The organism is Clostridium tanneri (genome assembly GCF_033659955.1).
GTDB lineage: Bacteria > Bacillota > Clostridia > Clostridiales > Clostridiaceae > Clostridium_AM > Clostridium_AM tanneri.
In genome coordinates, this window is the sequence record NZ_JARUJP010000005.1 from 14,290 (window position 1) to 28,220 (window position 13,931).

A 13,931-nucleotide genomic window follows, 5' to 3' on the forward strand; every position below is an offset into this window, starting at 1 on the left:
GAAAAATGTTTCCGAGGTATAGTGAAAGAAAGTATCTAACTAAATACGACCTATGCGTAGAGTTGTTCGATAAATTTAACTTAAAGGTATATGATGTAATGCCTATTAGAGGTGTATATATGGCATCTACAGATAGAGGTGAAAAGATATTAAAAAAAGTTGAATATACTAAGGAAGAGTTAAAGTTTATATATAGTATACTGGATTATATAAGAAACAAGTTTTCAAGAATTGTTGATTTTGTAAAAGGTGCAGACGGTGAAATATACACTATTTGGGATGGAAATATGTATTGCGTTATGGATGTAGTACAAGGAAAAGAATGTAACTTTAGTAATCCTGTAGATTTAACCATTGCTGCAAGGGGGCTAGGAGAACTTCATAATGCATCAGAAGGATTTAAAACTAGTTTATATACAAAATATAATAATGGAAAATTAATAGATACTTTTAAAAGAAGAGTTCAGGAGATGGAGTTTTTTAAAAATATAGCTTCTATTCATGAAAATAAAACTGAATTTGATGAAATATTTTTAAAGAATGTGGACTATTATATTAATCAAATTAAAGCAAGTGCAGATATGCTTGAAAAATCTTGTTACTATAAACTTTGTAGTGAGGAAGACAAGATTGTAGTTTGTCACCATGACTTAGCATATCATAACATATTGATAAATGACGGTGAAGCTTATTTTATAGACTTTGATTATGCTATTATAGACCTAAAGGTACATGATTTATGTAATTTCATAAACAAAGTCATAAAGAACTTTGCCTTTGATGTTGATAAGGCAAATAGTATAATAGAAAATTACTGCGTTAAAAATACATTAAGTAAAAGGGAGATAGAAGTACTAAAAGCGATGTTAGCATTTCCAGAGGACTTCTACAGTATATCAAGAGACTATTATGCAAAGAGAAAAGACTGGGATGAAGAAGTGTTCTTAGATAGGCTAAAAAGAAAATCTAGCTATAAAGAGGATAGAGAAGAATTCCTAGATAAGTTTAAAATAATATGAGTTAAGTAATATATGGAAAAATCTGCTCTCGTTTGTATAGAGCAGATTTTTTTATAAGGACCTAGCTATCTTAAATTTATGAATTGTAGGTCGATATCAAAATCCTTTGATTTAAGGTTTTGAATTACTATTTGTAAATCATCCTTTTTTGGCGCAGATACACGAACCTTGTCATCCATGATTTGGGCCTGAACTTTAAGCTTTAGATCCTTTATGTATGAAGCAACTTCTTTAGCTTTTTCTTTGCTCAAACCTTTTTGGATTTCAATGTTTTGTTTTAAGTTGCCGCCAGAGGCATTATCTATTTTTCCTGGGTTTAGACATTTTGTAGATATATTTCTTTTAATCATCTTTCCCTTAAGAATATCTACCATAGCTTTAATTTTGTAGTCATCCTCAGCATTCAATTTTAGAGAATCTTTCTCTAGTACTATTTGAGCACTGCTTCCTTTGAAGTCATAACGTTGGCTAATTTCCTTCATTGCTTGGTTAACTGCATTATCCATTTCCTGCATATCAACCTCTGAAACAATATCAAATGAGCTATCCTTTGCCATTATATGTACCACCCTTCATAAAGATTCTAGAAAAGGATTAAATTTCATATAACATATTATACATTAAATACTACAAAGGAGTAAATAGAGGGCAGGCTAATATATAGCGTTAACATGCCCCGTTTAACATTACCCTTTAATTATCTTATTATAAATTCCTATAGTATCTTTTGCAGTTTTTTCCCAACTTAATCCTGAAGCTTTAGTTAATCCCGCTGAGATTAGTTTTTCCCGAAGTAGGTCATCAGATAAGATTCTAAACATGGCATTACATAAATTATCAATATCCTTAGGGTTGATAAGCAAGCCGCCATCACCAACTACCTCAGGAACTGATGTAATATTGGAAGCTATAACAGGTACTCCGCAGGACATTGCCTCAATTGGAGGAAGACCAAAACCCTCATAAAAAGAAGGATACACAAATAACTTAGAGGCATTATATATATATGGTAAATGCTCTATGGAGATAAAACCTGGAAATAGCACCTTATCTGAAATATGAAGCTCATCAGCTCGGGATTTATAAATATCATAGGACTTGCCCTTTTTTCCTGCTATTACAAGCTTTATATCTTTTTTATAAGTAGAAATAAGCTTACTAAAGCTTTCTATAAGGCCAATTATATTTTTTCTTGGGCTAAACCCGCCAACGTATAGAATAAAGTCTCCATCTATGGAATAGTATCTTTTAGCTATATACTTACTTACAGTTTTGTCTAAGGGTTTATATATATCTTCACTAGCTAGATGAGTAACATACACTTTATTCTCAGGAAAATTAAAAGCTTCAATTATATCTTTTTTCGAGTAATTGGATACTGTTATTATTCCATCACAATTAGATACAATTTTAGGGATTTCCTTTGAAAAAATCTCTAAATATCTATCGCTAACAGTTTCAGGCATTTTATATGGGATTATATCATGAAGGGTAATTACAAATCGGCAATTCTTATCTATAGGCAGACCAACCCCGTTTTGAGGTACGTGGTAAAGTTGTATGTTTTTATCTTTTAATATATTGGGTATGTTTACTTCATCCCAAAAACTTGATGAACTGCCCTCAGTAATATTATTTAAATAAAAGTTTCCTTTCAAAGACATGTCATGTTTACAGTTTTCAGGCATAAAAAGCAGGTATTTGTTTATGGTATCAATTCTATTTAAACAATTAATTAATTGATAAGTATAAGTACCTATTCCTGTCCCTCTATACCATTTGGCTGCTCTACCGTCAATTCCTATTTTCATAAGACTATTCCTTTCAAACTTTATTATATTTTATTATATTAAACTTGTTTCAAAAGTGTTATTAATCTTCTAAAGTTAATAGGTTATTCATATAAATTATATAGGGGTGATTAACATGATGAGAGAATTTGAAATAGAAAGACAATTTGACATCAAAATTGAGAGTATCAAGCCAAATAAGGGAGTATATCTTTTAAAAACTGACAAAGGAACTAAATGTTTAAAGAAGATAAATTATGGAACACAAAAACTTTTATTTGTATATGGGGCCAAGGAACATCTAATAAAAAGTGGTTTTACAAAGGTGGATAGATATTGTTTAAATGTAGATGGAAATCCTTATGCACTGGTAAATGAAGATATATACACCCTTTCAGAATGGCTTGATGGAAGAGAGTGTGACTTCAGAAATAGAGAGGACTTAGTAAAGGCTGCAAAAGCTTTAGCTTATCTCCATTTGGCTTCTAAAGGTTATGAGCCACCTGAAAATAGTAAATTAAAGACAGACCTAGGAAGATGGCCAAACTTAATGGAAAAAAGAGTAAGATCCTTTGATAAAATGAGAGATATGGGACGAAAAAAGAGTACTAAAGGTAATTTTGATTTGAATTATATAAAAACAATGCAATTTTATAAAGATTTTGGTAAAAGGGCTATAAATGTATTATCAGATTCTAAGTATAACGATCTTTGTAGTATTGCAGAAGAGGAAAAGGGATTTTGTCACCATGACTTCACATACCACAATATAATAATAGATAAAAAGGATGATGTTAATGTAATAGATTTTGACTACTGCAAAAGAGAGATAAGAGCATACGATATTTCTGCCTTCATCATTAAGGTTCTGAAGCGTGTTGACTGGAATATAGAAGAAGCAGAGCTTATAATCAATTCGTATAATGAAGTTAGTCCTTTAAAGGAAGAGGAATACAGGGTACTATTTGCATTCCTACTATTTCCTCAGCGCTTTTGGAGACTTGCCAATAGATATTATTATAATGAGGTGAATTGGTCATTAAATACCTTTAATAATAAGTTGGAGGAGTTAATTTCTGAACAAGAAAAATATACTAAATTCATACAAGAGTTTAAGGAATTGTATAATCAAAAAGAGGAAGGTTTTGTGTAAATTAAAAATAGACATATAAGCACTAGTTTTTATCAGTGCTTTATGTCTATTTTTAATTAAGTTTAACTTTGATAATAATTTTATCATCAAAATATATTCACCAAATATATAAAAGGACATATTATATCTATTATGAGTTTGAATATGGAGTGTAGTACGATGAAGATAGGAGATATAGTAGTAAGAAAGTCTTATGGAAAAGATATTACCTTCAAAGTTATAGATATTAAAGATACTGATAGTGGTATTATTTATTCATTAAAAGGAATAAATCTAAGGATTGTAGCAGATTCTCCAGAGGAAGACTTGGAGACAGTGCCAGAGGATTCCTTAACGGAAAATGAAAAGATATTTAGTAGGCAGGTGAATAGTTCAATAAGAAATGTTTTACTAAGTAGAGGTGGATTTCGAACAGAGCATAGAATAGAAAAGATGCCCATAAGTAATGAACTTACCTTTGGGCGCCCTGGAAAGATACTCCATGTAGATGGAGATCCTGAATATTTGGATGTATGCCTTAAAGTATATAAACAATTAATGTTGGATGTAGTAGGAAAAACCGTTGCAGAAAAAGAACAGCCTAAGGTTATACTAGAACTAGTAAAGCAGGTAAAACCAGACATAGTAGTAATTACTGGACATGATGCAATCTCTAAAGGAACAAGGGAATTCACAAATATTGATAACTATAAAAATTCTAAGTATTTTGTGGAAGCAGTATCGGAACTTAGGAACTATGAATCTAATTATGATGATTTAGTAATATTTGCTGGAGCCTGTCAATCTTGTTATGAAGCTATACTGGATGCTGGAGCCAATTTTGCTAGTTCGCCAAGCAGAATATTAATACATTGCCTAGATCCAGTATTTTTATGTGAAAAAATAGCTTATACCAATATAGAGAAGGTAGTATCTATTCAGGAGGGACTGGAAAATACTATAACTGGTACTAGAGGTATAGGTGGATTGCAGACTAGAGGAAAATATCGTGAAGGATTTCCGAAGTCGCCATATATATAAATTAACCTATTTCAAAATTAGTTGCATATATAAGCAAAGTTGAGGTAATAATATCAAAAGTAGGTAAAATAAAAAAAAACGAGGCTGTTTACAAAAAATTAATATTGACAAAACAAATTGTTAACTGATACAATATAAAGTTTATTTGACATTATATATATTTGGATATATAATATGAAATGTGGAAAGAGGGTGTTTAATGTGGAAAAGAAAAATGTATTGGCTTCAATAAGAAAAAATATTGAAGATCATGTAGGCGATACTGTAACATTAAAGGCAAATAGCGGGAGAAGAAAAGTTTTAGTAAATAAGGGAATTATAGAAAAAGCTTATCCTAGTATATTTGTAATTAGATTAGAAAATGACACCCAAAGGAAAGTCACTTACAGTTACTCAGATGTTTTAACTAAGACAGTTCAATTAGTTTTTGCTGTATAAATCGGTACTAAAATTTAGTACCGATTTTTTTATGCAAATAAAAAGAAAGATGGTGGGTTATCCATCTTTCAACTATGGTATAAAAGGGTATTGAGAATTTATGAGAGGTTATATAATCAACAACCATCTAATTCAATATTACGTCAAAATTCTCCAAATGTCAATATTAATAAACATTCCAAATTGCTTTTCAGGAGAGAATACATGGGAAAGATGATGAATGTTGTAGCAATATATCAATTTTGCACATATTATTTATTTTGAAAAAATGGCCCACTTTATCATATTTTCCTATTAGAGAATATATAAATAAATAGTAGGTTTTTATGGGAGGGAGATTCATGGCTATGGAGCTGATTAAAGAAAATATAGAGTGTGAACAATTACTTGGTGAAAGTTTTTCTGATACTGTAGTAAAAGCCGAATATGTAATACCGGATACTCATCCTGACGTTAGTGAAATTTTAATGGTTGACGCCAAGCCTTTTATAGTGAATAAGGAAGTTATACAGGACAAAGTTTCTATAGAAGGACAAGTAGAATATACTATACTTTATCTAGCTAGAGAGGAAGAAAGTACCGGTGTTCATAGTGTTACTTATGTAGGAAAGTTTTCAAACTACGTAGAGATTCCTGGATCAGATTATAGAATGCTTTGTGATGCGGACTGTTATGTAGAACATATGGAATGTGGCATAGTAAATGAAAGAAAGGTAGCAGTAGAAGGAATTGTAAAGCTAAAGGCAGAAGTCTATAAAAATTACAACTTTGAAGTAATAAAAGATGTTACTGGTTCCGAAGATGTGCAAATGTTAAAAAATCCAGCGACAGTGGATAAGATAGTTGGTACAGTTTCTGGAGATTTAATAGCTAAAACTCAAATGCAAGTACCTATGGATAAGCCGCAGATTGGTAATATATTAAAGTGTGATGTTAAGATCCATAAAAAGGACATTAGAGTTATGGAGGGAAAGATATTCTTAGAGGCATCTGCATTAATAACTGTGCTTTACAGAGGAAAAGATATTAGAGATTTAGTGTCCATAGAAGATGATGTATTAGTCAGTAAGGAGTTAGATTTAGATGGCGTAAATCCAACAATGGACAGCTACACAGATTTTAAGGTTGATTCTGTTGATTATAGCATTAATGAAGATGATTTAGGAGAGAATAGACTTCTTGCTTTAGAATGCTTGATAAAGTCAAATACAAAGGTTATGTATAAAGAAGGCATGGATATTATAGAAGATGCATACTCCCCTTCTTCAATTATGAAAATGGACAAAAAGGATTATGAACTAAATGTGATGCATGGGCAAGCAACTAACCAAAGTATAGTAAAATATAATATCGAGTTAGATAGCAGTAGGCCAAAGATGTCTCAGATAGTTATGTGTTCTGGGAAGGTATGTATAACAGATAAAAAAATAGTTGAAGATAAAGTTATAGTAGATGGGGTTTTAGATGTAAAAGTGCTGTATAGAACTACTGATGATGAAAAAAATATATATACAGTAAGTGAGGAAATACCATTTAATTGTTCAGTAGAAATACCAGGATGTAAAATTGATATGCAGTGCATTGCAAAGGCTAACCTGGAGAGTATAGATTCATCCATAGAAGCGGATACCATAGCTATAAAGGCTGTAGTTGAAGTGTATTCTAGAGTAAATTATATTACTCATAAGGAGTTTCTAGTGGATATGAGTGCTGTAGAAGGAGAACTTCCTAAAAAGAAGGCTAGTCTTACTATTTATGTTACTCAACATGGAGACACACTTTGGAAAATAGCTAAGAAGTATGGAACTACAATAGATGATTTGATTAAGATTAACAACGTAGAGGATCTAGATTCTATAAGAGTTGGAGATAAACTTATTATACCAGGAAGAGCTGTAATATAAATTGTAAAGCATAAAATATTATTTAAAAATATAAAAGCTTTGTAATTTAGTATAATAATTAGACTTATTGCAAAAAGATAAACACAGTTTAATATTTAAAAGCTTCAGTAGGCTGACTACTGAAGCTTTTAATTTTTATCTATATTAATAGCGAAAATTAGCCTATGTATAATAATTAGATATGTGGAAAAAATAAAAAATATCCACAAAAAGGGGTGTATACATTGGAAGAAAAGTTAGAAGGAAGTCTAATAATAATAGGAGGCGCAGAGGATAAGAAAGGTGACAAGAAGATACTAAGAGAAGTCTGCAGAAAACTGGATAAGGATAATGACCTGCTTGTTGTAACAACTGTGGCATCTGAGTTGCCAGAAGAATTAGGATATGAATATAGAAATGTATTTGAAAAATTAGGAGTTAAAAATATCAAGATATTAAATATAAAGGATAGGAAAGATGCCTATGATAAAAATAATGTTAGCATTATAGAAGAAGCAGCCTTGGTATTCTTTACAGGAGGAGACCAGCTTAGGATAACTAGTTTACTAGGAGGTACACCTATTTATCAAAAAATGCTTAATGCATATGAAGATGGATGTATTTTTGTTGGAACCTCTGCTGGAGCTTCTGTTATGAGTGCTACTATGATAATTACTGGACCTGACGACGAATCGCCAAAAAAATGCACTTTAAAAATGGCACCAGGACTAGGCTTAATTAAAGATGTGATTATAGATCAGCATTTTGCCCAGAGGGGAAGAGTAGGAAGACTGCTTGTTGGAATAGCAGAAAATCCTCAAAGTCTAGGAATAGGAATTGACGAGGATACAGCCATTGTTGTAAATGAAGAAGGAGAGTTCAAGGTAATAGGATCTGGAGCTGTATACGTTATAGATGGAAGCAATATAACTTATAGTAATGTATCAGAACAATATCCAGATGAGCTATTGTCTATTTTTAATGTGAAATTATACGTTTTAAAATCTGGAGATAGTTTTAATTTAAATACCAAGAAGCCATTTAGTGGAGTTAAATCATAAAAGATTTATAAAATATAGCTGATAAAAATAGGAGGACAATATACACAAAAATGAAAATAGATGAATTTAGAATTTTCGAAGGAAGAAATATATATTCTCATAGAAAGTGTATCAAGATGTGTGTAGACTTACAGGGATATAGAGATATTCCAACAAAGGATATAGAGGGATTTAATGAAAAGGTATTAGAACTAATTCCAGAATTAAATGAACATAGGTGTGGAATTGATGAAGAAAATGGATTCAAAAAAAGACTTTATGAAGGAACTTATCTTTCCCACACCTGTGAGCATATTATATTAGCTCTCCAAAACAGATTAGGTTTAAATGCAGCATATGGTAAGTCTAGAGAAATAGACGGAGATAAGTACTATATTATCTACGAATATGTATATGTAAGCACTGGAGTTGAAATCGGTAAAATTACAGTGAACCTAATCAACTCTTTAATTAATAAAGAAAATTATGATTTAAAGGATGCTATTAGTAAAGTAAGAACTATATTAAGAACTGAAGAACTTGGACCAAGTACACTATCTATAATTAAAGAAGCTAAAGATAGAAACATACCTGTAATGAAAATTGGAGAAGGAAGCATGTTTCAACTAGGATATGGCAGGTATAGTAAGGTAATAGAGGCAACTATTTCTGATAACACAAGGTCTATTGGTGTAGACATAGCTTGTGATAAGCTGCTAACTAAGGAGATTTTACACAATCAATGTCTACCTATTGCAGAAGGCGGAAAAGTTAGAAATGCCTTAGAGATGTTAATTAAAGCAGAAAGAATTGGGTATCCTATAACTTTAAAGCCTAGGTTTGGTAATCAGGGCAAGGGTGTCTTTGTAAATATTAAAAATGAAAAAGAAGCCCTTAATGCGTACGAAGTATTGGCTAAAGGCTTTAGTGACATTATAATTGAAAAAAATATATTTGGAAGAGATTATAGAGTATGTGTAGTAGACGGGAAGGTTGTAGCTGCAGCAGAGAGAATTCCTCCTTATATTATCGGAGATGGGTTTAGCAGTATAAGAGAGTTGGTAAATGATGTAAATAGAGATAGTATGAGAGGGGAAGGTCATGAAAAACCTTTAACAAAAATAAAACTAAATGATGAATTAAAGACCTATATTAGCAAAAAGGGATATAACCTAGAAAGTATTTTACCGGAAGGGGAAAAGTTGATTCTAAGAGAAAATGCTAACTTGTCAACAGGTGGTAAAGCAATAGATTGTACTGATATTATTCATGAGGAAAATATTCAGATATGTGAAAGAGCTGCTAGAGCGATAGGTCTTGATATATGTGGAATAGATGTATGCTGTAATGATATAAGTAAACCTATTACCGATGGTGGAGCAATAATAGAGGTTAATGCTGCACCAGGAATTAGAATGCATCATTATCCAAGTGAAGGTAAAAGTAGAAATGTTGCTGGATCTATAGTGGATATGATGTTCAAGGATTCACCTAAAAGTATACCTGTAGTAGCTATAACTGGTACTAATGGGAAAACCACTACTACAAGGCTTATAAGTTATGCTCTATCGAAGGCAGGATGTAATGTAGGAATGACTACAACTGGTGGAATATATATAAATAATAAGTGCATCCATAAAGGAGATACTACTGGATATTATAGTGCTAGAACAATTCTAGCTAACAAAGAAATAGATGCTGCTGTTTTAGAAACAGCTCGAGGTGGCATTTTGAAAAAGGGTCTCGCCTATGATTTAGCAGATGTGGCAGTTATAACGAATATCACAGAGGATCACCTAGGGATAGACGGAATAGATACACTTGAAGATCTAGCCTATGTAAAGGCCTTAGTAGGAGAAGCAGTAAAAGATGAAGGATATGTTGTATTAAATGCAGATGATCCTATGAGTAAAACTATAGTAGACAGGATGAAGAGTAATATAATTATATTTTCCAAGGATAAATATAACACCACGCTAAGATCTAATATAAGCAACGGTGGATATGGTGTTTATATTAGTAATGGAGTAATGTGTGTAGAAAAAAGTGGAGAAATAGTACCTATAGTAAAAGTGGAAGATATCAAAATAACTTTAGAAGGCAAGTTAACCTATAATATAGAAAATGCTATGGCAGCCTGTGCAGCATTAATCGGTCTTAAATTAGACTACCCAATTATAAAAGAGGGATTGACGACCTTTTATGGAGATGAAGAGTTTAATCCAGGAAGATTCAATATGTATAATATAGATAACGTTGTAGTAGTTTTAGACTATGGTCATAATATAGAAGGATATAAAGCCGTTTTATCAGGAGCAAAAAATATAAAGCATAATAGACTTGTTGGTATTATAGGAGTACCTGGAGATAGAACTAATAGTAGCGTAGAAGAGGTTGGAAAAATAGCAGGAGAAAACTTCGATTATATATATATTAAAGAAGACAAAGATAAAAGAGGAAGAAAAAATGGAGAAATTGCAAGTATCCTAGAAAATGGTGTTTTAAAAGCAGGTTTTGATAGAAAGAGTATAGATATAGTATTAAACGAAAGAGATGCATTAGAAAAAGCTTTAGACGACGCAAAAGCCGGTGATCTAATAATAATGTTCTTTGAGGATTCAAAACCTTTAGTAGAGTTAGTTAAAGAGAGAATTAGCTTAAAGACAAACAAAGATCAATCTGCAATTATGGCATAAAGAATTCTACCTGTTTTAAAAGCAAGTTTTAAGAATATCAAAAGCTATACCTTTTAGAAAGGTTAGAGCTTTAAAAGCTAAGTGCTTTTAAATTCTAATCTGAAGGTATAGCTTTAATTTTAGCCATATATTATACTATTCTAGTAAAAGGCATGATTGTTTGGAGGGGAAACGATGATACTGAAGGCTTATGGAAAAATAAATTTATCATTAGACGTTATTAGTAGAAGAGAAGACGGCTATCATAACTTGAGGATGATAATGCAGAACATAGAGCTACATGATGTAATAAGTGTAATGAAGACAACAGACAAAATAAAGCTAACCTGCAGTAGAAAAGAATTACCTATAGATAAAAAAAACCTAGCTTATAGAGCTGCAGAGCTTTTTATAGACAACTATAACGTAAGAGGCGGAGTGGAAATACATATAGAAAAGAATATACCTATGGCTGCTGGGCTAGCAGGAGGAAGTACTGATGCAGCTGCAGTTTTAAGAGCTATGAGAAGCCTTTATAGACCAGAAATAGAAGATGCTGAGCTTATGGAACTGGGATTAAGCATAGGCGCTGACGTACCATATTGCATAGTTGGCGGCACAGCTCTTTGTGAAGGAATAGGAGAGAAGGTTACAAAGCTTAAATCTTTTAAAAATCATATATTGGTATTAGTTAAGCCCTCCTTTGGAGTGTCTACAAAAGAAGTATATGAAAGCTTAAAAGTAGATAACATAGCAGAGCACCCTGACACTGAGTTTTTAATAAGATCTGTAGAAAATAATGACTTAGCTAGTATCAGCAGTAATATGAAGAATGTATTAGAAGAGGTAACCCTAAAAAAGCATACGGTACTAAAAGAGATAAAAGAAGAAGCTGTTAAAATGGGAGCCTTGGGTTCATTAATGAGTGGCAGTGGACCTACAGTGTTTGCTTTTTTTGATGATATGTTAAAAGCTCAGATGTATTATGACAGAATGAAGAAAAGTTATGAAGAAGTGTTTATAACAAGAACAATTTAAGAGAGAGTGTATAAAAGTATTGATATTTTTATACACTCTTTTTCTTTGGAAATTTTAGGTAAAAGTATAAGTACGTAACTTTAATTCCTAAATTAATTTTGTGCATAATTAAGAATGTTAAGGCTAAAAATAATGAGAGGTTATCTGAAAAGATTAGGAGCGGATATTATGAGGATATTAGGACTATTTAGTAAATATTTCTTAGCGTTGATGCTAATACAGGGATTTGTATTAGCATTCATTGACTCAAAAAGTTTTAAGAGAGCATGTATGAAAAGAACAGCAAATAAGGCAAAGATAATGGGTTTAGGCTCAATAATAATATCAATTATTCTATATTTATTTGCTATGTATGCTGTATAGACTAAAAAGAAAAACTACAATAACGTCAAGGGAAGTGATCATTTTTGAAAGAAGAAATTAGAGACTGCATATCATTAAAAACAGAAGAAAACATTTGTTATTTAAAAGAACTTTTAGAAGATGCTTCAGACATAGTTTTTAGGGAGTTTTACATAGGAAAGCTGAAATCAGCATTAGTATACATAGATGGAATGGGAGATAAAATACTTTTAGACGATTATGTGCTTGAAAATGTAATGCTTAAGGGCCATAACATAACGAAGGCAAGTGAAATAAAGGATAGAATTTTAGCTGTCACTGATGTCAGAGAAGTAAAAAAGCTTAGTGAAGGTGTTAACGCAATGCTTTCAGGTGATACTTTGATGTTTGTTGAGGGGCTTGAAGGTGCTTATGTTATAGCTACTCGTTTTTGGCCAGCTAGAGGGGTATCAGAACCTTCTAGGGAGACTGTAATAAGAGGCGGAAGAGATGGTTTTACTGAAACAATAAGATTTAATACTGCACTAGTTAGAAGAAGAATAAGAGACACAAGGCTTAAGGTAGTTCCAAAGTCTTTAGGTGTTAGATCTAAAACTGATGCAGCAATAATGTATATTGAAGATATTGTAAACAGAGATGCCTTAGAAGAATTGCTTAGCAGGGTAGAAAGAATAAATATAGATGCAGTTTTAGATAGTGGATACGTTGAACAAATGGTAGAGGATGACAAGTGGTCCATCTTTCCTCAGATACAAAATACGGAAAGACCAGATGTGGTGGCTGCAGCATTATATGAGGGTAGGATTGCTATACTTGTAGATAACTCACCTTTTGCGATTATTGTTCCAGCAACCATGCCTAATTTTTTTCAATCACCTGATGATTATTATCAAAGATGGATATACGGATCATTAATGAGGTTTATGAGATTTTTCTCTATTTTTTTATCATTATTGCTACCAGCACTTTATGTAGCAGTTACATCATTTCATACAGCTATAATTCCTACTAAGATGGCATATTTTATAGCTGCATCTAGAGAGGGTGTGCCTTTTCCAGCTTTTGTAGAAGCTATAATTATGGAGGTAAGTTTAGCTTTATTAATCGAGGCTATAGCAAGGCTGCCTAAGGCGATAGGTTCAACTATAGGTATAGTAGGTGGTCTCATTATCGGTCAGGCAGCTGTTACTGCGGGAGTTGTTAGTCCTATAATGATTATTATAGTTTCGGTAACGGCTATAACAAATTTTACTACACCTAATTTTGAGATATCAACTGCTTTTAGGATATTAAGGTTTCTCTTAATAATAGCAGCGTCTGTTGTAGGGTTATATGGTATAGTGCTAGGGCTGATCATTATACTTATACATCTTGTAAAATTAAAAAGTTTTGGTATACCTTATTTATCTCCTATGGTTAACCCTAATATATCAGACTTTAAGGATATGTATATAAGGTTTCCGTTAAAAGCCTTTAGTAAAAGACCAGAATATATGAATACTGAAGATAAAGTAAGACAGAAATAGAGGTGAT

At 31.9% G+C, this 13,931-nt stretch carries 12 protein-coding genes; 10 read left to right on the forward strand and 2 right to left on the reverse strand.

Annotated elements, in window-relative coordinates:
- Positions 1-5 precede the first annotated feature (5 nt).
- Positions 6-1,019: a CotS family spore coat protein gene (locus tag P8V03_RS05560; RefSeq protein WP_318797135.1), complete on the forward strand. Its 1,014-nt coding sequence runs from the start codon at positions 6-8 to the stop codon at positions 1,017-1,019.
- Between the two features lie 65 nt (positions 1,020-1,084).
- On the opposite strand, the gene P8V03_RS05565 is transcribed toward P8V03_RS05560, so the two are convergent.
- Complete coding sequence (locus P8V03_RS05565; protein WP_261670467.1) at positions 1,085-1,576, reverse strand: YajQ family cyclic di-GMP-binding protein; 492 nt, start codon at positions 1,574-1,576, stop codon at positions 1,085-1,087.
- A 129-nt stretch (positions 1,577-1,705) separates the two neighbouring features.
- The gene (locus P8V03_RS05570; protein ID WP_318797137.1) at positions 1,706-2,830 is read right to left on the reverse strand and encodes a glycosyltransferase family 4 protein; all 1,125 of its coding nucleotides are present in this window, start codon (positions 2,828-2,830) and stop codon (positions 1,706-1,708) included.
- Between the two features lie 115 nt (positions 2,831-2,945).
- On the opposite strand from P8V03_RS05570, the gene P8V03_RS05575 reads away from it, so the two are divergent.
- The 9 genes from P8V03_RS05575 to P8V03_RS05615 all read left to right on the forward strand — a co-directional run bounded on the left by P8V03_RS05575 (position 2,946) and on the right by P8V03_RS05615 (position 13,924).
- Entirely contained in the window at positions 2,946-3,962 is a 1,017-nt protein-coding gene (locus P8V03_RS05575) for a CotS family spore coat protein (RefSeq protein ID WP_261670469.1), read from the forward strand.
- A gap of 159 nt (positions 3,963-4,121) precedes the next feature.
- Positions 4,122-4,982 carry a sporulation peptidase YabG gene (gene yabG, locus P8V03_RS05580; RefSeq protein WP_261670470.1) on the forward strand — a complete coding sequence of 287 codons (861 nt, stop codon included), beginning with the start codon at positions 4,122-4,124 and terminating at the stop codon, positions 4,980-4,982.
- A 201-nt stretch (positions 4,983-5,183) separates the two neighbouring features.
- Positions 5,184-5,420 carry a Veg family protein gene (locus tag P8V03_RS05585; protein ID WP_261670471.1) on the forward strand — a complete coding sequence of 79 codons (237 nt, stop codon included), beginning with the start codon at positions 5,184-5,186 and terminating at the stop codon, positions 5,418-5,420.
- A gap of 341 nt (positions 5,421-5,761) precedes the next feature.
- Positions 5,762-7,324 (forward strand): DUF3794 and LysM peptidoglycan-binding domain-containing protein, encoded by a 1,563-nt coding sequence (locus tag P8V03_RS05590; RefSeq protein ID WP_318797141.1) that lies wholly within the window; start codon positions 5,762-5,764, stop codon positions 7,322-7,324.
- A gap of 224 nt (positions 7,325-7,548) precedes the next feature.
- The gene (locus P8V03_RS05595) at positions 7,549-8,364 is read left to right on the forward strand and encodes a cyanophycinase (protein WP_261670473.1); all 816 of its coding nucleotides are present in this window, start codon (positions 7,549-7,551) and stop codon (positions 8,362-8,364) included.
- A 50-nt stretch (positions 8,365-8,414) separates the two neighbouring features.
- On the forward strand, positions 8,415-11,039 hold the full coding sequence (gene cphA / locus P8V03_RS05600) for a cyanophycin synthetase (RefSeq protein WP_318797144.1): 2,625 nt from the start codon (positions 8,415-8,417) through the stop codon (positions 11,037-11,039).
- Positions 11,040-11,213: 174 nt separating this feature from the next.
- On the forward strand, positions 11,214-12,056 hold the full coding sequence (ispE, locus tag P8V03_RS05605; protein ID WP_318797146.1) for a 4-(cytidine 5'-diphospho)-2-C-methyl-D-erythritol kinase: 843 nt from the start codon (positions 11,214-11,216) through the stop codon (positions 12,054-12,056).
- 168 nt (positions 12,057-12,224) lie between these two features.
- On the forward strand, positions 12,225-12,419 hold the full coding sequence (locus P8V03_RS05610) for a CLC_0170 family protein (protein ID WP_261670476.1): 195 nt from the start codon (positions 12,225-12,227) through the stop codon (positions 12,417-12,419).
- A gap of 44 nt (positions 12,420-12,463) precedes the next feature.
- Positions 12,464-13,924 carry a spore germination protein gene (locus P8V03_RS05615; RefSeq protein ID WP_261670477.1) on the forward strand — a complete coding sequence of 487 codons (1,461 nt, stop codon included), beginning with the start codon at positions 12,464-12,466 and terminating at the stop codon, positions 13,922-13,924.
- Positions 13,925-13,931 lie beyond the last annotated feature (7 nt).

Excerpts from the sequence above, each read along its gene's own strand:
- P8V03_RS05570 (WP_318797137.1), bottom strand. The coding sequence starts at position 2,830 with ATGAAAATAGGAATTGACGGTAGAGCAGCCAAATGGTATAGAGGGACA.
- cphA (WP_318797144.1), top strand. The coding sequence starts at position 8,415 with ATGAAAATAGATGAATTTAGAATTTTCGAAGGAAGAAATATATATTCT.
- ispE (WP_318797146.1), top strand. The coding sequence starts at position 11,214 with ATGATACTGAAGGCTTATGGAAAAATAAATTTATCATTAGACGTTATT.
- P8V03_RS05565 (WP_261670467.1), bottom strand. The coding sequence starts at position 1,576 with ATGGCAAAGGATAGCTCATTTGATATTGTTTCAGAGGTTGATATGCAG.
- yabG (WP_261670470.1), top strand. The coding sequence starts at position 4,122 with ATGAAGATAGGAGATATAGTAGTAAGAAAGTCTTATGGAAAAGATATT.
- P8V03_RS05560 (WP_318797135.1), top strand. The coding sequence starts at position 6 with ATGTTTCCGAGGTATAGTGAAAGAAAGTATCTAACTAAATACGACCTA.
- P8V03_RS05575 (WP_261670469.1), top strand. The coding sequence starts at position 2,946 with ATGATGAGAGAATTTGAAATAGAAAGACAATTTGACATCAAAATTGAG.
- P8V03_RS05610 (WP_261670476.1), top strand. The coding sequence starts at position 12,225 with ATGAGGATATTAGGACTATTTAGTAAATATTTCTTAGCGTTGATGCTA.
- P8V03_RS05590 (WP_318797141.1), top strand. The coding sequence starts at position 5,762 with ATGGCTATGGAGCTGATTAAAGAAAATATAGAGTGTGAACAATTACTT.